This is a genomic window from Enterocloster bolteae (genome assembly GCF_002234575.2).
Lineage (GTDB): Bacteria > Bacillota > Clostridia > Lachnospirales > Lachnospiraceae > Enterocloster > Enterocloster bolteae.
In genome coordinates this window covers 4747393-4767948 of the sequence record NZ_CP022464.2, presented here as the reverse complement: position 1 = coordinate 4767948, position 20556 = coordinate 4747393, and the positions used below count along the sequence as shown (strand labels likewise).

General features: G+C 50.9%; 17 protein-coding genes. 14 read left to right on the top strand and 3 right to left on the bottom strand.

Features of this window, described 5'->3' with window-relative positions:
* The first annotated feature begins 69 nt into the window (after positions 1-69).
* Positions 70-1524, top strand: coding sequence for a glutamate synthase-related protein (locus CGC65_RS22060; protein WP_002568487.1), 1455 nt, complete (start codon positions 70-72; stop codon positions 1522-1524).
* Between the two features lie 6 nt (positions 1525-1530).
* Here CGC65_RS22060 and CGC65_RS22055 read toward each other — a convergent pair whose 3' ends face one another.
* Entirely contained in the window at positions 1531-2046 is a 516-nt protein-coding gene (locus CGC65_RS22055) for a ferritin-like domain-containing protein (RefSeq protein ID WP_002568486.1), read from the bottom strand.
* A gap of 660 nt (positions 2047-2706) precedes the next feature.
* On the opposite strand from CGC65_RS22055, the gene aspS reads away from it, so the two are divergent.
* The 6 genes from aspS (at position 2707) to CGC65_RS22025 (ending at position 9579) form a co-directional block, all read left to right on the top strand.
* The gene (gene aspS / locus CGC65_RS22050; protein ID WP_002568484.1) at positions 2707-4038 is read left to right on the top strand and encodes an aspartate--tRNA(Asn) ligase; all 1332 of its coding nucleotides are present in this window, start codon (positions 2707-2709) and stop codon (positions 4036-4038) included.
* A gap of 33 nt (positions 4039-4071) precedes the next feature.
* Positions 4072-4365, top strand: coding sequence for an Asp-tRNA(Asn)/Glu-tRNA(Gln) amidotransferase subunit GatC (gatC, locus tag CGC65_RS22045; RefSeq protein WP_002568483.1), 294 nt, complete (start codon positions 4072-4074; stop codon positions 4363-4365).
* Positions 4366-4378: 13 nt separating this feature from the next.
* Positions 4379-5899, top strand: coding sequence for an Asp-tRNA(Asn)/Glu-tRNA(Gln) amidotransferase subunit GatA (gene gatA, locus CGC65_RS22040; RefSeq protein ID WP_002568482.1), 1521 nt, complete (start codon positions 4379-4381; stop codon positions 5897-5899).
* Positions 5892-7340, top strand: a complete 1449-nt coding sequence (gene gatB / locus CGC65_RS22035) for an Asp-tRNA(Asn)/Glu-tRNA(Gln) amidotransferase subunit GatB (RefSeq protein ID WP_002568481.1) — start codon at positions 5892-5894, stop codon at positions 7338-7340. The genes gatA and gatB overlap by 8 nt, the downstream gene beginning before the upstream one ends.
* Positions 7341-7527: 187 nt before the next feature.
* Positions 7528-8817, top strand: a complete 1290-nt coding sequence (locus CGC65_RS22030) for an aspartate aminotransferase type Ic (RefSeq protein WP_002568480.1) — start codon at positions 7528-7530, stop codon at positions 8815-8817.
* Between the two features lie 189 nt (positions 8818-9006).
* Positions 9007-9579, top strand: a complete 573-nt coding sequence (locus CGC65_RS22025) for a hypothetical protein (protein WP_002568479.1) — start codon at positions 9007-9009, stop codon at positions 9577-9579.
* Between the two features lie 101 nt (positions 9580-9680).
* Here CGC65_RS22025 and CGC65_RS22020 read toward each other — a convergent pair whose 3' ends face one another.
* Positions 9681-10868 carry an iron-containing alcohol dehydrogenase gene (locus CGC65_RS22020; RefSeq protein WP_002568478.1) on the bottom strand — a complete coding sequence of 396 codons (1188 nt, stop codon included), beginning with the start codon at positions 10866-10868 and terminating at the stop codon, positions 9681-9683.
* 233 nt (positions 10869-11101) lie between these two features.
* Between CGC65_RS22020 and hflK the strand changes: the two genes are divergently transcribed.
* The gene (gene hflK, locus CGC65_RS22015) at positions 11102-12304 is read left to right on the top strand and encodes an FtsH protease activity modulator HflK (protein WP_002568477.1); all 1203 of its coding nucleotides are present in this window, start codon (positions 11102-11104) and stop codon (positions 12302-12304) included.
* Positions 12304-13185: a protease modulator HflC gene (gene hflC, locus CGC65_RS22010; RefSeq protein WP_002568476.1), complete on the top strand. Its 882-nt coding sequence runs from the start codon at positions 12304-12306 to the stop codon at positions 13183-13185. The genes hflK and hflC overlap by 1 nt, the downstream gene beginning before the upstream one ends.
* Before the next feature lie 126 nt (positions 13186-13311).
* Here the strand turns inward: hflC and CGC65_RS22005 are convergent, their stop codons facing one another.
* The gene (locus CGC65_RS22005) at positions 13312-14238 is read right to left on the bottom strand and encodes a LysR family transcriptional regulator (RefSeq protein WP_002568475.1); all 927 of its coding nucleotides are present in this window, start codon (positions 14236-14238) and stop codon (positions 13312-13314) included.
* Positions 14239-14430: 192 nt separating this feature from the next.
* Here CGC65_RS22005 and CGC65_RS22000 point away from each other — a divergent pair, with 192 nt between their 5' ends.
* The 5 genes from CGC65_RS22000 to CGC65_RS21980 all read left to right on the top strand — a co-directional run bounded on the left by CGC65_RS22000 (position 14431) and on the right by CGC65_RS21980 (position 20530).
* Positions 14431-14895: an Lrp/AsnC family transcriptional regulator gene (locus tag CGC65_RS22000; protein WP_002568474.1), complete on the top strand. Its 465-nt coding sequence runs from the start codon at positions 14431-14433 to the stop codon at positions 14893-14895.
* Between the two features lie 44 nt (positions 14896-14939).
* Positions 14940-15782, top strand: a complete 843-nt coding sequence (locus CGC65_RS21995) for an aminotransferase class IV (protein ID WP_002568473.1) — start codon at positions 14940-14942, stop codon at positions 15780-15782.
* A 94-nt stretch (positions 15783-15876) separates the two neighbouring features.
* On the top strand, positions 15877-16839 hold the full coding sequence (locus CGC65_RS21990) for an FAD:protein FMN transferase (RefSeq protein WP_002568472.1): 963 nt from the start codon (positions 15877-15879) through the stop codon (positions 16837-16839).
* 100 nt (positions 16840-16939) lie between these two features.
* A complete protein-coding gene (locus CGC65_RS21985; RefSeq protein ID WP_002568471.1) occupies positions 16940-17368 on the top strand; it encodes a GtrA family protein in 429 nt (142 codons plus the stop codon).
* Positions 17369-17383: 15 nt separating this feature from the next.
* Complete coding sequence (locus CGC65_RS21980) at positions 17384-20530, top strand: YfhO family protein (RefSeq protein WP_002568470.1); 3147 nt, start codon at positions 17384-17386, stop codon at positions 20528-20530.
* The last annotated feature ends 26 nt before the right edge of the window (positions 20531-20556 follow it).

The following is a 20556-nucleotide window of genomic DNA, read 5'->3' as shown; positions in this document are numbered from 1 at the left end:
TGTTTGTGCTATATTTAAAATAGTAATAATTACTATTATTGACAATAATTTAGAGAAGGGGGAAACATAATGGCAGTATACCGTTGCAGATTCTGTGGTTCAATTTATGATGAGGAGAAGGAGGGAGTTCCTGTATCTGATTTAAAAGTCTGTCCCGTGTGCATGGTCACAGCCGATAAGCTGGTGAAGGCAGAGGATGGAGGGGCCGGCGCCAAGGCTCCGGACAGAGAAAAGGAGAAGCCCGTTAAAAAAGACGGAACCCGGGAAACATGCCAGGACTGCGGCGGCAGTACAGGGGAGGCTGCTGCCTATGATCCTGAGTATGCCAGGACACAGACCGATGCCCGCTATATGGACGAAATTCATGAGATGGCTGTAAAGGGACAGTCCATCATTGCAGCCATGGGAACCCAGATGCCCATGCCGGGCTGGGATGACATCCTGTTTCTGGGGGCCCAGCTGAACCCCATGCCGCTTGATGAACATGCTCCGGTAAAAACAGAAACCATTATAGGAAAACATGCGGCCAAGCCCATGGTGCTGGACCATCCGGTTTATATTTCCCACATGTCCTTTGGAGCACTTTCCAGGGAAACAAAGACAGCGCTGTCCAGGGGAAGCGCCATGGCCCGCACAGCCATGTGCTCCGGCGAGGGCGGCATACTGCCGGAGGAGAAGGCGGCGGCCTACAAGTATATATTTGAATATGTTCCAAACCAGTACAGTGTGACAGACGAGAACCTGAGGGAAGCAGACGCCATTGAAATAAAAATCGGGCAGGGCACAAAGCCAGGCATGGGAGGCCATCTGCCCGGAGGCAAGGTCACGCCGGAGATCGCGGCCATAAGGAATAAACCCTTGGGACAGGATGTCATCAGTCCGTCGCGCTTTCCGGGCATTGACACCAAAGAGGATTTGAAGGCCCTGGTGGACAGGCTGCGCCTCGTATCCGGCGGACGGCCCATCGGCATAAAGATTGCAGCGGGAAGAATTGAGAAGGACTTGGAATTCTGCGTCTATGCCGGACCTGACTTTATTACCATAGACGGCAGGGGAGGGGCAACCGGAGCCAGCCCCAAGATTATCAGGGATTCCACCAGCGTACCCACGATTTACGCCCTTTACAGGGCCAGGAAATACCTGGACCAGGCAGGCTGCGGGGCCCAGCTGGTGATAACGGGCGGCCTGCGGGTATCCTCTGATTTTGCAAAGGCGCTGGCTATGGGAGCGGACGCGGTGGCTATTGCTTCTGCAGCTTTGATGGCAGCCGCCTGCCAGCAGTACCGCATATGCGGCACCGGAATGTGTCCTGTGGGAGTGGCAACCCAGGACGAGAAACTGCGCAGCCGCTTCAAGGAGGACGCGGCCGCGCAGAGAGTGGCTAATTTCCTCAGGGTATCCCTGGAGGAGATAAAGACATTTGCCAGGATTACAGGGCATGACAACATTCACGACATGGATGCGGATGATTTATGCACGGTCAGCAGGGAGATATCGGAGTTTACCAATATACGCCATGCTTAAGGGCGGTCAGGAACAATACGCTCCGTAAACCTTTTCAAAAATTTCCACATGCAGCCGTTCATCCAGGATAATGCGCCTTAAGTTTTCGGTGATATTTTCATCCCGTATGTAGGAAATCTGGTGCTGGTACTTGCTGATGGCTGCCTTTTCTCCGTCGATAACATTGCGCATCAGGGTCCGCAGCTCTCCGGGATACTGGTTGTAGCTGGGGGACCAGTATATCTTCTTACATCCGTGCTGAGTCCACAGCCGCGGCTCCTCTCCCAGCTGCTGGGCCAGCTTGCCAAATATTTCCAGATGGTGCATTTCCACAATGCTGACCTTGTGGAATACAGCGCTGACATCGGGATTGTATCCGGTAATCAGTTGGTTGAAGACATAGAGGGATATGGCGGACATTTCTGAATTGCTCCCGCCTATGTTGTCCAACATCACCCTTGCATAGGCCGGATTCCCGGACTCTGCTTTGATGGGTGGATAGGGTGCATCGGAGGAATAATGAAAATCATGGATGGATAACATCATGAGCTCCTTTATATGTATAGTAGTTTCCATATTGCAGTCTATGCAGAGCGGAGTAAAAATATGACATGCCGGGACCTGCTTTCCATCCGCTTTATGGGATGACGGCAGACAGTTTCAATTGTTACAATAAATATTCAGACATGGACATGTTTATTGTGAAATTATCTAAAATTCATCCCGGAAAAATATTTGCCCTTGACTTTGATTCAGTGATGTACTATTTTAGTAAATAAATAATCAACAGCAATGAAAGAGACTCTGGCCTGAGAAATGTGACAGGAAGGGGGCGTCACCGACTGAGAGCGCCGCCGGGCAGGACTGGGCTAAGGGAACACTCTGGAGCTGGTATATCGAAGCGGCCAGGACACGGCTGATAGTAGGTATATCCGTTGTACACGTTACGTACATAGAGAGGGGAGCTGGAAGCGCAGGGCAGTCTGCTGCGGGACCAGGTCTCAATGCGGGTGGTACCGCGGGAAATGTCTGAATTGAATCCCGTCCCGGAATGCAGTTACTGTGTTCCGGGGCGTTTTTTTATTTGTGGACCAGACAGCCGGCTTATGTCCATGGAAAAGAAAATCAACCGGAACCGAAATCCAGTTTGCACTAGACATCTAAAAGACAGATGTCAAGTGCTCATAGCGAGGAGAGAGTGCCATGGAATTTGTGAACGGAGTTAAGGAGAAGAGGGTCCTGGATATCAGGGAAGTGCTTGAAGGGGAATATGAGGGCAAGGAAATACGGATGAACGGGGCTGTTCATACCATACGCCATATGGGCGAGGTGGCCTTCGTCATCCTGCGCAAGTCCCGGGGGCTGGTGCAGTGTGTATATGAGGCCGGGATTACGGATTTTGACATCAGGGAGTTGAAGGAAGAGAGCGCCGTGGAGGTAATGGGTGTTGTAAAGGCCGAGGAACGGGCGCCCCAGGGTTTTGAGATACGGTTAAAGGAAATCCGGGTGCTGTCCCGGCCTGCAGAGCCCCTGCCTCTTGCGGTCAGCAAATGGAAGCTGAACACATCCCTGGAGACAAAGCTTTCCCTGCGCCCCATCTCCCTGCGAAACGTGCGGGAGCGGGCCAAATTCAAGATTCAGGAAGGCATTGTAAGGGGATTTAGGGATTATCTTTTAAGCAGGGATTTTACGGAGATACGCACTCCTAAAATCGTGGCCAGGGGAGCAGAAGGCGGCTCCAACGTATTTAAACTGGAATATTTTAATAAGAAGGCAGAGCTGGGACAGAGTCCCCAGTTTTACAAACAGACCATGGTGGGCGTATATGACAGGGTGTTTGAGGCAGCGCCTGTGTTCCGGGCTGAAAAACATAATACCACCCGGCATCTCAACGAATACACCAGCCTGGATTTCGAGATGGGGTATATCGACAGCTTCCGGGACGTGATGGATATGGAGACGGGAATGCTCCAGTATGTCATGAAACTTCTGGAGCAGGATTATAAGAAGGAGCTGGATATGCTGGGTGTGACCCTGCCGGAGGTGGGACGGATTCCAGCGGTCCGGTTTGACCAGGCAAAGGAACTTGTTTCAAGAAAATATGACAGGAAGATACGCAACCCCTACGATTTGGAGCCGGAGGAGGAGCTGCTCATAGGACGGTATTTCCAGGAAGAGTACGGAAGCGATTTTGTGTTCGTCACACATTACCCTTCCAAAAAACGGCCCTTCTATGCCATGGACGACCCGGCAGACCCCAGATTCACTCTGAGTTTTGACCTTTTGTTTCGGGGGCTGGAGGTGACCACCGGCGGACAGCGGATTCACGATTACAGGGAAATCACAGCCAAGATGGAGAAGCGGGGCATGGATCCGGAGGACATTGCTTCCTATCTTATGATTTTCAAATACGGCATGCCGCCCCACGGCGGCCTGGGCATTGGACTGGAACGCCTTACCATGAGGCTTCTGGATGAACAGAATGTCAGGGAGGCGTCACTGTTCCCAAGGGATGTGACCAGGCTGGAGCCATAGGGACAGGAAAATGACTGAGAGGAGCAGGAAATCATGGCAAATATCATAAGTGACGAGACAATCGAGTATGTAGGCATCCTGGCAAAGCTGGAACTTTCCCCGGAGGAAAAGGAGGAAGCGAAGAAGGACATGGGAAGGATGCTGGATTATATAGATAAGTTAAATGAACTGGACACACAGGGCGTGGAGCCTATGTCCCACGTATTTCCGGTGCATAACGTGTTCCGGGAGGATGTGGTCACAGGCACGGACCAGAGGGACCAGATTCTCTCCAACGCCCCCCAGCAAAAGGACGGAGCATTCAAAGTGCCTAAGACCGTAGGATAGGAGGAATGGGAACATGAGCATATCAGATATGACAGCCCTGGAGCTGGGAAGAAGAATTCAGTCAGGGGATATCACTGCGGTCCAGGCAGCAGAAGCATCTCTGGCTAGGATAAAGGCCATGGAGCCATCTGTCCACGCCTTTGTAACCGTAAATGAAGAAAAGACCATGGAACAGGCCGGGAAGGTCCAGGCAGACATTGAGGCGGGAAGGTTGAAAGGCCCCCTGGCCGGAGTACCGGTGGCCATCAAGGACAACATGTGTACAAAGGGAATGCGGACCACCTGCAGTTCCAGGATACTGGGAAATTTCATTCCCACCTACACGGCCCAGGCAGTTTCCAATCTGGAGCAGGCAGGAGCCGTTATCCTGGGAAAGACCAACATGGATGAATTTGCCATGGGAAGCACCACGGAGACCTCCGCCTTTGGTGTTACTAGGAATCCGTGGAATCTGGAACATGTGCCGGGGGGATCCTCCGGCGGTTCCTGCGCGGCGGTGGCTGCCGGGGAGTGCTTTTATGCCCTGGGGTCTGATACAGGCGGTTCCATACGCCAGCCCAGCTCCTTCTGCGGCGTCACGGGCATCAAGCCCACCTACGGGACCGTGTCCAGATATGGGCTTATTGCCTATGGTTCATCCCTGGACCAGATAGGGCCTGTGGCAAAGGACGTGTCGGACTGCGCCGCTGTTTTGGAGGTCCTGGCCTCCCATGACCCCAAGGACAGCACATCCATGGAGCGGAGGGATTGTGATTTCACCTCAGCCCTGTCAGAGGATGTCAGAGGAATGCGCATCGGCATACCGGAATCCTACTTTGGGCAGGGGCTGGACCAGGAGGTGAAGGACGCTGTGCTGGAAGCAGCTAGGGTGCTGGGGGAAAAGGGGGCCATTGTGGAGACCTTTGACCTTAAGCTGGCAGAGTATGCCATACCTGCCTATTATGTCATTGCTTCTGCGGAGGCCAGCTCCAACCTGTCCCGGTTTGACGGTGTAAAGTACGGCTACCGGGCGCCGGAATACGAGGGGCTTCACAGCATGTACAAAAAGAGCCGGTCCCTTGGATTCGGACCGGAGGTGAAGCGACGCATCATGCTGGGATCCTTTGTGCTGAGTTCCGGCTACTATGACGCATATTATCTGAAGGCTCTCCGCACAAAGGCACTGATTAAAAAGGAATTTGACCGTGCATTTGCGTCCTATGACGTCATACTGGCGCCGGCAGCGCCGTCAACAGCCCCGCGGTTAGGCCAGTCCCTGGGGGATCCTCTTAAGATGTATCTGGGGGATATCTATACCATTTCCGTGAACCTGGCCGGTCTTCCCGGAATCAGCCTTCCCTGCGGCCTGGATTCAAAGGGACTTCCCATTGGACTGCAGCTCATAGGCGACTGTTTTAAGGAAAAAAATATCATCCGGGCCGCCTATGCTTACGAGAAAACACGGGAGTGGAAGCTGTCTCTTTTGGCTGCCGGGAAGGCCAAGGAGCCGTCCGGCGCCTTGACCGGGAGGGCAGAGAGGAGGAGCCATGAGTAAACAGTATGAGACCGTTATCGGCCTGGAGGTCCATGTGGAGCTGGCCACCAAAACCAAGATTTTCTGCGGCTGTTCCACCCGGTTCGGGGGAGCGCCCAATACCCATACCTGCCCTGTCTGCACCGGCATGCCGGGCTCCCTGCCTGTGTTAAATAAGCAGGTGGTGGAGTATGCGCTGGCTGTGGGGCTGGCAGCCAACTGCCGGATTAACCAGTACTGCAAATTTGACAGAAAGAACTATTTTTATCCGGATAATCCGCAGAACTACCAGATATCCCAGCTGTACCTGCCTGTCTGCCGGGACGGCTGGGTGGACATAGAGACGGAGTCCGGCCTTAAGAAACGCGTGGGAATCCATGAAATCCACATGGAGGAGGATGCGGGCAAGCTGATTCATGATGAGTGGGAGGACTGTTCCCTGGTGGATTACAACCGCAGCGGAGTCCCTCTGATTGAGATTGTGTCGGAGCCTGATATGCGCAGCGCCGAGGAAGTCATAGCCTACCTGGAGAAGCTGAGGCTGATTATCCAGTACCTGGGCGCCTCTGACTGCAAGCTTCAGGAGGGATCCATGAGAGCGGACGTGAACCTGTCCGTGAGAGAGGCGGGGGCCCCTGAGTTTGGCACCAGGACCGAGATGAAGAACCTGAACTCCTTTAAGGCCATTGCCAGAGCCATAGAGGGGGAGCGCAGGCGTCAGATTGAGCTGCTGGAAGAGGGCAGGCAGGTAATCCAGGAGACGCGGCGCTGGGATGACAACAAGGAGAGCTCCAAGGCCATGCGATCCAAGGAGGATGCCCAGGATTACAGGTATTTCCCTGATCCGGATCTGGTGCCGGTGGTCATAAGCGATGAGTGGATTGCCAGGGTTAAGGCCCGCCAGCCGGAGCTGCGCACGGAGAAAATAGCCAGGTACAAGGAGGAATACGGGCTTCCTGAGTATGATGCCAGGCTTCTCACCAGTTCCAAGCACATGGCGGACATCTTTGAGGAGACCACCCGCTTGAGCGGCCGGCCCAAGGAGGCATCCAACTGGCTTATGGTGGAAGCCATGCGTTTGATGAAGGAACAGGAGATGGAGCCGGAGGACATGGAGTTCTCCCCCTCCCATCTGGCTGCCCTTATCCGCATGGTGGAAAACAACATCATCAACAGGACGGTTGCCAAAACCGTGTTTGAAGAGATATTCAGGCACAATGCGGACCCTGAGGCATATGTGGAGGAAAATGGCCTTAAGGTGGTGAAGGATGAGGGTGCCCTGCGGGACACCGTAAAGGCGGTCATGGCTGCCAATCCGCAGTCTGTTGAGGATTACAGGAACGGCAGGGAAAAGGCCATGGGATTTCTGGTGGGCCAGACCATGAAGGCGATGAAGGGAAAGGCGGATCCGTCCATGGTGAACCAGCTTGTAAGGGAGCTGCTTGCCGGCGGAGATGTATAAGCTGTGATAGAGACAGATAGAAAAAGGCATAAGTATATCTTTTGACAATATAAGAAAATTTTGTATTGACGGAATGCTTTTATTGGTGTATGCTTGTGTACAATGTACGAAAATGTTGACCGGTGGCTGACAGATGTATGCCTGACGGACACATTTTATAGAAAATATAGTGAGCCAGGAGGATATTATGAAGCCATATGCAGAGATGACTAAAGAAGAACTGCTTTCACTGCGCCAGGATCTGAAAGCACAGTACCATGAGTTTCAGGCAAAGGACCTGAAGCTGGATATGTCCAGGGGAAAGCCGTGTGTGGAGCAGCTGGACCTTTCCATGGGTATGATGGACGTACTGAGCAGCACCAGCGACCTTACCTGCGAGGACGGTACAGACTGCCGCAATTACGGTGTGCTGACAGGAATTGACGAGGCCAAGGTACTGCTTGCGGATATGATGGAGGTGAATCCTTCCACCATTATCATTTACGGCAATTCCAGCCTGAACGTTATGTACGATACCGTATCCAGGGCCATGACCCACGGAATCATGGGATGCACTCCCTGGTGCAAGCTGGATAAGGTGAAATTCCTCTGCCCGGTTCCCGGATATGACCGCCATTTTGCCATCACAGAATACTTCGGCATCGAGATGATCAATGTACCTATGTCCGAGGATGGACCTGATATGGATATGGTGGAGGAACTTGTGGCTTCCGATGATTCCATCAAGGGAATCTGGTGCGTACCCAAGTACTCCAATCCCCAGGGCTATTCCTATTCAGACGAGACGGTCCGCCGTTTTGCAAGGCTGAAGCCGGCCGCGTCCGACTTCCGTATATTCTGGGACAATGCCTACGGCGTACACCACCTGTATGACCATGACCAGGATCATTTGATTGAAATTCTGGCAGAGTGCAAGAGGGCCGGAAATCCTGACCTGGTTTATAAGTTTGCTTCCACCTCCAAAATCAGCTTCCCGGGGTCCGGCATTGCGGCCATTGCCACCTCCCACAATAACCTGGAGGATATCAAGGCCCAGTTAAAGAACCAGACCATTGGCCATGATAAGGTAAACCAGCTGCGCCATGCCCGTTTCTTTAAGGATATCCACGGCATGGTAGAGCATATGAGAAAGCACGCAGACATCATCCGGCCAAAATTTGAGGCAGTGGAGGAGATATTGGAGCGTGAGCTGGAAGGCCTGGGAATCGGCCGGTGGACAAAGCCAAGGGGCGGATATTTTATCTCCTTTGATTCTCTGGAGGGGTGTGCAAAGGATATTGTGGCCAGATGCAAGAAGGCAGGAGTGGTTATGACATCTGCCGGAGCCACCTATCCTTACGGAAAGGATCCCCATGACAGCAATATCCGCATTGCGCCCACCTATCCCACATTGGGGGATTTGATAACGGCTGCCGAGCTGTTTGCACTCTGCGTAAAGCTCTCCTCTGTGGAAAAGCTTTTAAAAACAATGGCATAATTGGAGGTCAGATACCTTCAAAGGAAAATGATTCAAGTGTAAAAGTCAGCACTTCATCAGATAATGATAGGGAGCGGCACATCGCAAGCAGATGTGCGCGCTCCCTTCCTCATTGTCCCGGATATGCGGATAGCAGGCGAGCCGGGACAGATTTAAGAGCAGGGACTATCTGATAAAGGAGGCAGGACCATGCAGGGCCGGAATGTACGGTTTCAAGGAAAATACGACCTCTTCACGATTTATCTGATTCCCGGCGTGACCATATTCCTGGCTTCCTTTGACAGCTGGACCGGTACCAACCTGTCTGTCCTGGGCAACCGCACCGGCAACAAGCTGCTGTTTGCGGTGTGGGGATTTGCCACCGGCATCTATTACTGTGTGTATGTCCGTTATCTTTTTCACATAGGAAGATACAGGAATCCGGGAGGCAGGACCCTGATGTATACAGCAGCAGCCTTTCTTCTCATGGCGGTTATGATTCCCTATATGCCGGAGAAATATCCCCTGAAGGCAGACCTCCATGTGCTGCTTGCATTTTTTTCACCTGTGCTTCTGGCCTTCAGTATCATTGGCTTCCTCCGCTTTCTCAGTTCCCGCGACCGGATGCGTTTTCGCAGGGCATGGGGCATCCTGTGGATGATGGCAGCCTGCTCCGTCCTCTTCCTCCTGGAAGCAGGCTTTATCACCAGTTTTCTGGAAATATTCATCATTACAGGGCTGTGCGGGTATCTGCGCTATATGGAACAGCTTCTGGCAGCGTAAAAATAGCAATGTGAAAAGGGTGGGAAAGACGAATTCTTTCCCACCCTTTTCGGGCAGTAAAAACAAACCGTATATATGGAGTGTAACACAAAAGGGGGCAGTTAAAAATCTACTTCCTCGTCATAGTAGCAGCATTTTAACAGCTGTTCCATAACCTCAGGAGTGATGGTTCTTGGGTTGGAGCCGGTGCAGGCATCGCCTACGGCCAGTTCGGCAACCTTTGGAAGCTTATCCATAAATTCCTTCTCATCAATGATTCCGCCTTCATAATCCTTTATGCAGGCCGGGATGTCCAGGGCCTTGTTCATCTCTAAGAGACGGGCAATAAGGGCATCTGTCAGTTCCTCATCCGTGGTGCCGGGAAGGTTGATAAATTTAGCGATTTTCGCATATCTGGCGGCGGCCTCAGGTTCTTTGGAGTTGAATTTTATAACCTTGGGAAGGTACATTGCATTAGCACAACCGTGAACAATGTGACCGCCGGAATATGCAGCACCTGTCTTATGAGCCATAGAGTGTACGATTCCAAGCAAAGCATTGGAAAACGCCATTCCGGCCAGACACTGTGCATCGTGCATCTTATCACGGGCTTCCATATCCCCGTTATAAGAAGGTATCAGATACTCGTTAATCATCTCGATGGCATGGAGTGCTAACGGGTCCGTATACTCGCAGTGAAGGGTTGAGACATAAGCCTCAATTGCATGGGTCATGGCATCCATTCCTGTGTGTGCGGTCAGCTTCTTTGGCATGGTCTCAGCCAGGGCCGGGTCCACGATAGCCACATCAGGGGTGATGTTGAAGTCGGCCAGAGGATATTTGATGCCTTTCTTATAATCAGTAATAACGGAAAATGCGGTAACCTCAGTTGCTGTTCCTGATGTGGAGGAAATCGCACAGAATTTAGCCTTGGTACGAAGGGTCGGGAAGCTGAATGGTGTAATCAGGTCCTCAAAGGATGTGTCGGGGTATTCGTAGAATGCCCACATTGCCTTTGCCGCGTCAATGGGAGAACCGCCGCCCACAGCCACAATCCAGTCAGGTTCAAATTCCTGCATGGCAGCAGCGCCTTTTAAAACTGTATCCACAGATGGATCCGGCTCAACACCTTCAAATAATTGAACCTCCATGCCGGCTTCCTTCAGGTAATCAACTACCTTGTCCAGAAAACCAAACCGTTTCATGGACCCGCCGCCCACAACAACAATGGCTTTTTTGCCGGCCAGGGTCTTAAGGGCTTCCAGTGCATCTTTTCCATGGTACAAATCTCTTGGCAGTGTAAATCTCATGATAATACCTCCCAGTATATGTAAAATGTTGTTTTGGTGTGTTATTTCTTTAACGATTACATCTTAACACCTTTGACCTGGAATGGGTAGGTATGAAAAAGGAATACCGGTATTCCTTTTCCGGTATCTCCCGAACGGAATTATAAAAATATTGGAAACTGGAGAGAAATGCTATCCGGTATGTGAAACTTATGGTATACTTCTCTAAAATGACTGAGAAAGGGGAATACCGGATGAATTTTTTCATGGGTAAGAAGTTCGTGGGACCTGGAGGCGGTAAAAAAGATCAGGGACCGGAAGTAGTATTTGACAACGGGGAAGAAAGCAATAAGAGGATGAAGCGGATGCTCCGCCCCATAAAGATAGCCATTGCAGTGGCTGTTCTGGCCATTGCGGCCTTTGATTCTTTCTATACCCTGTCAGAGAACGAGATGGCAGTGCTTACCACCTTTGGCCGTCCAAGCAGCGTCACTACCTCGGGACCCAAGTTCAAGGTGCCTTTCATACAGAAGGTACATAAGATGTCCAAGGAAATCAAGGGCATGCCCATTGGATATGACCCGGATTACAATGCACAGAACCATGCGGACAGCGAGAACAATCCGATAACGGTTTCGTCTGAGTCAGAGATGATAACCAAGGATTTTAACTTTGTGAATGTGGATTTTTACATTGAGTACCAGATTGTGGACCCCATTAAGGCGTATATCCACAGCGACACGGCCATTCCGATTTTAAAAAACCTGGCCCAGTCCTATATCAGGGATACGGTGGGCTCCTACAGCGTGGACGAGGTCATCACCACCGGCAAATCCGAGATTCAGGCTAAGGTGAAGGCACTGCTGTCTGAGCGCCTGGAGCAGGAGGACATCGGCCTGGGTATTAACAATGTGACCATCCAGGACGCGCAGCCGCCTACAGACGCTGTAAACAATGCGTTTAAGGCAGTTGAGGATGCGAAACAGGGCATGGATACCAAAATCAACGAGGCCAGGAAGTACCAGTCCGAGCGGCTGCCGGCAGCCAATGCAGAGGCGGACAAGGCTGCAAGGGACGCGGAAGCCTACCGCCAGCAGAGAATCAGCGAGGCAGAGGGGCAGGTATCCAGGTTCAACGATATGTACCAGGAATATGCAAAGTATCCTCTTATTACAAAGAAGAGGATGTTCTATGAGACCATGGAGGATATCCTTCCAGGGCTTAAGGTCATCATAAACGGATCAGACGGGACACAGACCATGCTTCCCCTGGACTCCTTTGTCTCCGGAACCCAGAGCAGCACCGGCTCTCCGGCAGGTTCATACAACAGCCAGGCAAATCAGCCGGACCAGACAGGACGGGCAAATCAGGCAGGGGCCGACAGCGGCAGCCAGTCCGGCTCCTATGACCAGGAGGAATTGTATGAGGGCAATGACCAGAACGGAGGTGGACAGTAATGAAGACATTGACTAAATTTATGAGAAACATGGGAATCATTGTTATCGTGCTCCTGGCTGTCACCATTTTCAATCCGCTGGTGGTCACAAAATCCAACGAGTACTCCCTGATTATTCAGTTCGGAAAGGTGGTCCGGGTAGAGAATTCGGCAGGACCATCCCTCAGGGTTCCCTTCCTGCAGTCTGTGCAGAAGATACCTAAGTATAAGATGATTTCCGACCTGTATCCAAGCGATGTAACCACAAAGGATAAAAAGGTAATGACCGTTGATTCTTTCGTCATATGGGATATCAATGATCCGGTGAAATATCTGGCGTCCCTGAACGCCAGCAAGGAAAAGGCGGAGGTCAGGCTGGGGAACGTGGTATATAACTCCATCAAAAATGTGCTTTCCTCCACCAACCAGGCGGATATTATATCAGGCCGTGACGGGAACCTGGCTAAGACCATCACGGAGAATATCGGTGATGCCATGGATTCCTACGGCATCCACATCTATGCGGTGGAGACAAAGAAGCTGGATCTTCCTGATTCCAACAAGGAGTCCGTGTACCAGAGAATGATATCTGAGCGAAACAACATCGCGGCCCAGTATACGGCTGACGGCGATTACCAGTCATCCCTGATTAAGAATGAGACGGATAAGACGGTAAAGGAGACCATAGCCAAGGCCAACGCTGAGGCAGAAAAGATCAAGGCGGAGGGCGAGGCCAGATACATGCAGATATTGAGCGATGCCTACAATGACGAGGCAAAGGCCGACTTCTATAATTATGTGCGATCCCTGGATGCCCTTAAGGCTTCCATGAAAGGGGACAATAAGACTGTCATACTGAACGAGGACAGTGAGCTGGCGAGGATTCTCTCCGGGTCGTGGTAAAACGGATTACACTATATAAATAGGAACAAACTAAATAGGAAAAAACGGGATTTAAGAGTAAACGAAAAGCCCGTCAGCCGCTCAATGAAGGGGCTGACGGGCTTTTATGTACGTGCGCCCGGCGGGTCAATCGGAAAGACGGCTTACCATCCGTGAAAGGCACCGGAGAAACTCCTCCTCTTCCTTGGAAAAGCGGTATCCGTTCCTGTAAATCAGCAGGTCCTTGTGGATGTTTCCAGGATAACTGCATGTCTTTTGAATCAAACCTGAGGAGGTGAGACAGCCGTAAGGCACAGGAGAGGTCCACATATAGGAACCGGGCAGCTGGCGCAGCAGCTCAAACTGGCTTCCCCTGTCATAGATGGAAACGGTTTTCTTGGAGTTGCCGCCGGTGGCAGAGGCATCCTGGGCCTCAAAGGTAAAGGAAGGATTCTGGATGTCGCCCTGGACGATTTCAATGTAATCGGTAAAATCCAGGTAAGTCAGCTTGTCCCTGGAGGCAAGGGGATGGCTGGGGGACATAAGGACATTGCAGGAAAATTGCCACAGTTCCTTCCACTCCAGGTTCTCATCCTGGAGAAGCTTCATATAATAAGATTCATACAGGGCCTGACAGCGTATAATGCCCACGTCAAAGGTCTTGCCTGACACACCCCGGATGGTGTCCCTGGAATTGGTTTCCATGTAATGTACATTGACAGAGGGACAGCTGTCCATATGCTTAAGAAAATCAGAGAAGGCATAGGAAATATAGGTGGCTCTGGGAACACACAGATTCACCTCCAGGGCTTTTTCGCTGTTCTTCACGCACAGGGCCTCAATCTGTTCCTCCTGGACCAGGATTGCCTTTGCATAGCGCAGGAACTCCTCACCCTTCTTGGTGGGAACCATCCCGCGGCTGGTCCTGTCGAAGATGTCACAGCCCAGGTCACGTTCCAGCTCACGGATGATTTTACTCAGATGAGGCTGATTCATATAAAAATTCTGAGCCGCCTTAGTGATGGACCCAGTTTTTTCCACTTCTACCGCATATTTCAAATAAGAGAGATTCATAGTACAACTCCTGGATGATTTGTGTTATAATGTCCACGAAGCCTGTGACCCGGACAAAGGGCATAGCCCGGCGGCAAGGCGCACTGCGTACCGGGCAGTCACGGCGAGGGCAGTGCAGAAAATGCATTCTATCCACCTACCAGTATATACTACGAAATCACATTTGAAAAGCTAAAATAACAGGGGGACAAGATGGATAAACTTGACTATAAGATACTGAACATCCTAAAAGAGAACGGAAGGGAGACAGCCTCAGACATCAGCAAAGCCATTCATTTGTCCGTATCGGCCGTACTGGACCGCATCAAGAAGATGGAAGAGTCCGGCATCATCAAGGGCTATACGGTAAGGGTGGATGCCAAGGCCCTGGGGAACGATGTCACAGCCCTAATGGAAATCAGCCTGGAACATCCCAGGTTCCATGACTCCTTCACCGAGGTGATCATGGATCACCCTAATATCCTGGACTGCTACTATCTGACCGGAGATTATGACTTTGTGCTGAAGATATCCTGCGCCTCCTCCGATGAGCTGGAGCGCATCCACCGCACCATCAAGAGCATACCCGGTGTGTCTGCCACCAGGACCCATTTCGTTCTGAAGGAAATCAAAAACATGTATTCCGCCATACCGGAAGAAGAGAAAAAGCGGTTTTAGCATCATGTTTCAATGAATATTTTATTATAAAGGAGATTACATATATGAAAACGCTTGGATATTATAATGGAAAGTACGACGAACTGGAGAACATGAGCGTTCCCATGAATGACAGGGTATGCTGGTTTGGAGACGGTGTATACGATGCAGGTCCCTGCCGCAATTACAAGATTTTTGCAATTGACGAGCACGTTGACCGCTTCTTCAACAGCGCAGGCCTTATCAAGATGCAGGTGCCGTGCACAAAGGCAGAGCTGAAGGCGCTGCTTCAGGATTTGGTCAATAAGATGGATACCGGAGATCTGTTTATCTATTTCCAGGTAACCAGGGGTACCGCTGTCAGAACCCATGAATTTCCGGAGAATGTACCAGCCAATCTCTGGGTTATGTTAAAGCCCATGGGAACACCGGACCTGTACAAGAAGATTCGCCTGCTTACCCAGGAGGACACCCGTTTCCTTCACTGCAACATCAAAACCCTGAATCTGCTGCCCAGCGTCATGGCTGCCCAGAAAGCAAAGGAAGCAGGATGCCAGGAAGCAGTGTTCCACAGAGGCGACCGTGTGACGGAATGTGCCCATAGCAACTGCCATATCCTGAAGGATGGAATTCTCTACACGGCTCCTGCGGACAATCTGATTCTTCCGGGCATTGCAAGAGCCCACCTGATTCGCATTTGTAAGAAACTGGAGATTCCTGTAAGCGAGACTCCCTATACCCTGAAGGAGATGATGGATGCGGACGAGGTTCTGGTGACATCATCCACCAAACTGTGTGTGGCTGCCAATGAGATTGACGGCACGCCGGTGGGAGGCAGAGCGCCAGAGACACTTAAGAATATTCTGGACGCTGTGATGGATGAGTACATGGAAGAGACCAAAGCCTGATGGGGCTGCCTTGACTTTTACATGCCCGGGTGCTAGAATGTAAGGCATGAAAAATACAGGATTAAAGACAATAATAACAGCAGGTTTGATTATCATGTGCACGGCTTGGCTGGCAGGATGCAGCAAGAAAGTTGCGGATCCTGTCACCAGGTCGTCTTTTTTGTTGAACACATTTGTCACCGTCACCTTATACGATTCAGAGGACCAGACCATTCTGGACGGCTGCATGACACTCTGTTCCGACTATGAGAAGCTGCTCAGCAGAACCCTGGAGGGCAGCGAGATTTACAAACTGAACCACCGCAGGCCGGGCGAGAGGACCATCACGGTATCGGAGAAAACAGCCCAGGTACTGTCGGAGGGGCTGGAGTACTGCCGTATGTCCCGGGGGGCCTTTGATATAACCATAGAGCCCTTAAGTTCCCTGTGGGATTTTACAGGAAAGACGCCTCATGTGCCGCCTGAGGAAGAGATTGAGGCGGACCTTAAAAAGGTGGGCTATGAAAACGTGCTCCTGGACGGCAGACAGGTCACCTTTCTCAATGATGAGACAACCATTGACCTGGGCGCCATAGCCAAGGGGTTTATAGCAGATCAGATGAAGGCATATCTGGAAGAAAACGGTGTGAAAAGTGCGGTCATCAATCTGGGAGGAAATGTGCTCTGCGTGGGAAAACGGCCGGACGGCGCCCCTTTTAAAATAGGACTCCAGAGGCCGTACGCAACCCATACAGAGACAGTGGCGGCATTGAAAATAGACGACATGTCAGTGGTTTCGTCAGGGGTGTACGAGAGGCATTTTGTGGAGAACGGTGTCAACTATCATCATATACTGGATCCGGCTACCGGCTACCCATATGAAAATGGGCTGACCCAGGTATCCATCATTTCCCCCAGGTCAGTGGACGGGGACGGACTGAGCACCACCTGCTTTGCACTGGGATTGGAAGAGGGCACCAGGCTCATAGAATCCATGGACCAAATCTACGGCATATTCCTTACGGAAGACGGGGAACTCCATTACACCAGGGGAGCCGAGGATTTCCTGGACAGATAATGGTTTTTTCTTTACAATTCCATGATGCTACCATATAATAGAAGGGATTATTGCTCCAGGGATTGTGTGTGTGTACTCTGGAACAGGGCAGGAGCAGAAAATGTTACGTAAACTATGGGAAAAATGTGTTAACTACGAGACTGTAAGCTACATTATATGCGGGTTTCTCACCACGGCAGTTGATTTTGCGGTATATGCCCTGCTGAGGCAGATTGAGATAGGCGTAGGCCTGTCCCAGGCCATGTCATGGCTGGCGGCTGTGCTGTTTGCCTATGTGGTGAACAAGCTTATTGTGTTCCGCAATTATAATCTGCGGCCTTCCTACCTTGTGAAGGAAGTGGGTGCATTTGTGGCTGCACGGGCGTTCTCAGGAGCCGTTACCTGGGTGCTCATGGTGGTCATGGTGAAATTAGGCGGCGACAGGGGAATGCTGTATGAGCTGTTCTGCAAATTCACATCCTCTGTAATCAACATGGTACTGAACTATATTTTCAGCAAACTCTGGATATTCAAGAATAAGCCTGAATAGAGAAAGGTGACTGTGATGGAACGTGAAGAGATAGAACGGGTTGAACGGGAGCTTGACGCAATCCTGAAGCTTGTGCAGCCAGAACCGACCATGCAGGATAAAGCCCGGGAGGAAGCGCTCTCAAAGGAGCCGGTTTCCGGCGGGGATAAAACGACATCAGAGGAATATTTAACGGAAGAAGGCACACTGGAGGCGTATCTTTTCGGTGATGATTCATCAGAGGAAAATGCTTCGGAATATGATGGGGCGGATAAATATGCGGCGGATAAATATGCGGCGAATAAGTATGCAGCGGATAAATATGCAGTAGATAAATATGCGGTAGATAAATATGCGGCGGATAAGTATACAGCGGATAAATATGCCGCAGATGAATATGCCGCAGATGAATATGCGGCGGATAAATATGCGGCAGATAAGTATGCAGCGGATAAATATGCCGCAGATAATTATATAGCGGATAGATATACAGCAGACGAATATACATCAGAGGAAGACGAATACGGAATGGAAGAAGAGAATGAGACTGCCGGACAGGACAGGCAGCAGTACGATAAGAGAGAGACAGGGATGTCACAGACAGAAAACAGGCGCGGACTTCGGCTGCTAAAGCCTTCGGATGGTCTTGTGGCAGCATTTTTTGTCCCTGTGGTGGCCATGATAATCATATTTGCCCAGAGAGGTATCTTTCCATTTGGGGAAGAGTGTTTTCTCAGGACGGATATGTACCATCAGTATGCCCCGTTTTTTTCAGAGTTCCAGTATAAGCTGACCCATGGGGGAAGCCTGCTTTACAGCTGGGATATCGGCATGGGGGTGAATTTTTCTGCGCTCTATGCCTATTATCTGGCCAGCCCGGTAAACTGGCTTCTGATATTATGCCCGAAGAAGTTTATCATTGAGTTTATGACCATACTCATTGTTCTCAAGACAGGATTGTCCGGCCTTAGCTTTTCATGGTATCTGAAGAAACACTTTGGAGTTAAGAAGTTCGGCGTGGGCTTTTTCGGTATTTTTTATGCCCTTAGCGGTTATATGGCTGCTTACAGCTGGAACATCATGTGGCTGGACTGCATCATGCTGTTCCCGTTGATTCTGCTGGGGCTGGAGCAGCTGGTAAAGGAGAAGAAGGGGACGCTTTACTGCATTACGCTGGGCCTCTCCATCCTTTCCAATTACTATATTTCCATCATGATTTGCATTTTTATGGTTATCTATGTGATTGCGCAGATGACGCTCAATCCGCCCAAAAGCTTCGGGGAGTTCATGGGAACAGGGCTGCGGTTTGCCTTCTATTCCCTTCTGGCAGGCGGTCTTGCCGCGGTGGTGCTTTTGCCGGAGATTTATGCGCTGCAGGTCACGGCGTCAGGGGATTTTGATTTCCCTAAGACATTTTCATCCTATTTCTCCATCTTTGATATGATTGCCCGTCATATAGGAAATGTGGGAACCGAGATAGGATTGGACCACTGGCCCAATATATACTGCGGTGTGGCAGTGCTTATGTTCTTCCTTTTATACCTGGGCAGCAGGAAGATTACCTTCAGGGAAAAGGCAGTGTACTGCTCCATGCTGGTTCTGTTTTACGCCAGCTTTTCAGTCAATGTGCTGAATTTTATCTGGCATGGGTTCCACTATCCCAACAGCCTTCCCTGCCGTCAGTCCTTTATTTATATTGCACTGATGCTGTTTATGTGTTACCACGCCTATATTCATCTGGAGGATATGTCCTGGAAATCGGTATGCCTGGCGTTTTGGGGGGCTGTTTCCTTTGTGCTGCTGGCAGAGAAGCTGGTGGATAATCCGGAACAATACCATTTTTCCGTGTTCTATGCGGCACTCCTGTTCATTGCCATATATGGAGGTCTGATTTACCTGTACCACAAGGGAAAATGGAGTCTGGACGCCATTCTTCTCACTGCTCTGGCCGTGGTTGCCATTGAGGCGGCTGTGAATACCGCGGTAACCAGTATCCCTACCACCAGCAGAACTTCTTATGTGAAAGATAACCAGGACGTGGAGGATCTGGTGTGGAATATTAAGTCGGATACATTCTATCGTGTGGAAAAGACAGATAGAAAGACAAAGAATGACGGCGCCTGGATGAATTTCCCGTCCGTATCCCTGTTTTCATCCACAGCCAATGCCTCCCTGTCGGATTTCTTCCGCAGGATGGGGTGTGAGAGCTCCACCAATGCCTACAGCATCACAGGAAGCACGCCTCTGGTGGACAGTCTGATGTCCGTTCGCTATGGCATATACGGGGACCAGCAGCCTGCCGATGGACTTAGGGATTTGTCCGCGAGAAAAGGAAGTATGTGGCTGTATGAGAATAAATTTACCCTGCCCGTGGCATTTATGCTGCCGTCGGATGTGGAAGGAAACTGGATTTTGGATTCCGGGAATCCGGCCCATGTCCAGAACGATCTCTGCGATGTGCTGGATACAGAGCATGTACTGCTTCCCAACGAAAGTGTGACAGAGGGCAGGAAACTTACATTTACAGCCCAGGAAACCGGCGATTACTATGTGTATGTGACCAATAAGAAGGTAAAGGAGGTCACGGCTGTAATCGGAGAGCAGACCGAGAGCTTTGATAATGTGGACAGGGGCTACTTCATGGAGCTGGGCCGTATCAACAAGGATGTGGAGGTTCGCCTGGAGACAGGAGATGACGGCAGCCCGACCCTGCAGGCAGAGGTGTGGCGTTTTAATCCCCAGGCCCTGGAAGCTGTTTACGGAAAAATGAACCAGAATCCCATGGTGCTTTCCAGGTGGACGGATACGGAATTGTCAGGCAGCATCACCGCTGAGTCGGCCGGCGTTATGTATACCAGCATTCCTTATGATAAGGGATGGACCATACTGGTGGACGGCAAGGCCGTGACCCCGCGGAAAATGTTTGACACGTTTCTGGCAGTGGATATCGGTGAAGGGACCCACCGAATCAGCTTTTCCTATGAACCGGAGGGACTTAGGACCGGGGCTTGGATTACCGGAGCCAGCGCGGCTGTCCTGGGAGTCACTGTGCTGGTGGGAATCAGCCGGAAGAAGAAAAAGGACCGTGTAGTAAGCGGATACAGCATAAGAAAGAACAGCAAAGAGAACAAAAAGAGCCAGAAAAAAGAAAATAGCAGCAAACAGGAAAGCGGTGGTAAATAGGAAAGCCGCAGCAGGCCAGGAAAGCT

Bases quoted from the DNA above. Each gene is read 5' to 3' on its own strand.
- CGC65_RS22060 (WP_002568487.1), top strand. From the start codon at position 70: ATGGCAGTATACCGTTGCAGATTCTGTGGTTCAATTTATGATGAGGAG.
- CGC65_RS22055 (WP_002568486.1), bottom strand. From the start codon at position 2,046: ATGTTATCCATCCATGATTTTCATTATTCCTCCGATGCACCCTATCCA.
- aspS (WP_002568484.1), top strand. From the start codon at position 2,707: ATGGAATTTGTGAACGGAGTTAAGGAGAAGAGGGTCCTGGATATCAGG.
- gatC (WP_002568483.1), top strand. From the start codon at position 4,072: ATGGCAAATATCATAAGTGACGAGACAATCGAGTATGTAGGCATCCTG.
- gatA (WP_002568482.1), top strand. From the start codon at position 4,379: ATGAGCATATCAGATATGACAGCCCTGGAGCTGGGAAGAAGAATTCAG.
- gatB (WP_002568481.1), top strand. From the start codon at position 5,892: ATGAGTAAACAGTATGAGACCGTTATCGGCCTGGAGGTCCATGTGGAG.
- CGC65_RS22030 (WP_002568480.1), top strand. From the start codon at position 7,528: ATGAAGCCATATGCAGAGATGACTAAAGAAGAACTGCTTTCACTGCGC.
- CGC65_RS22025 (WP_002568479.1), top strand. From the start codon at position 9,007: ATGCAGGGCCGGAATGTACGGTTTCAAGGAAAATACGACCTCTTCACG.
- CGC65_RS22020 (WP_002568478.1), bottom strand. From the start codon at position 10,868: ATGAGATTTACACTGCCAAGAGATTTGTACCATGGAAAAGATGCACTG.
- hflK (WP_002568477.1), top strand. From the start codon at position 11,102: ATGAATTTTTTCATGGGTAAGAAGTTCGTGGGACCTGGAGGCGGTAAA.
- hflC (WP_002568476.1), top strand. From the start codon at position 12,304: ATGAAGACATTGACTAAATTTATGAGAAACATGGGAATCATTGTTATC.
- CGC65_RS22005 (WP_002568475.1), bottom strand. From the start codon at position 14,238: ATGAATCTCTCTTATTTGAAATATGCGGTAGAAGTGGAAAAAACTGGG.
- CGC65_RS22000 (WP_002568474.1), top strand. From the start codon at position 14,431: ATGGATAAACTTGACTATAAGATACTGAACATCCTAAAAGAGAACGGA.
- CGC65_RS21995 (WP_002568473.1), top strand. From the start codon at position 14,940: ATGAAAACGCTTGGATATTATAATGGAAAGTACGACGAACTGGAGAAC.
- CGC65_RS21990 (WP_002568472.1), top strand. From the start codon at position 15,877: ATGTGCACGGCTTGGCTGGCAGGATGCAGCAAGAAAGTTGCGGATCCT.
- CGC65_RS21985 (WP_002568471.1), top strand. From the start codon at position 16,940: ATGTTACGTAAACTATGGGAAAAATGTGTTAACTACGAGACTGTAAGC.
- CGC65_RS21980 (WP_002568470.1), top strand. From the start codon at position 17,384: ATGGAACGTGAAGAGATAGAACGGGTTGAACGGGAGCTTGACGCAATC.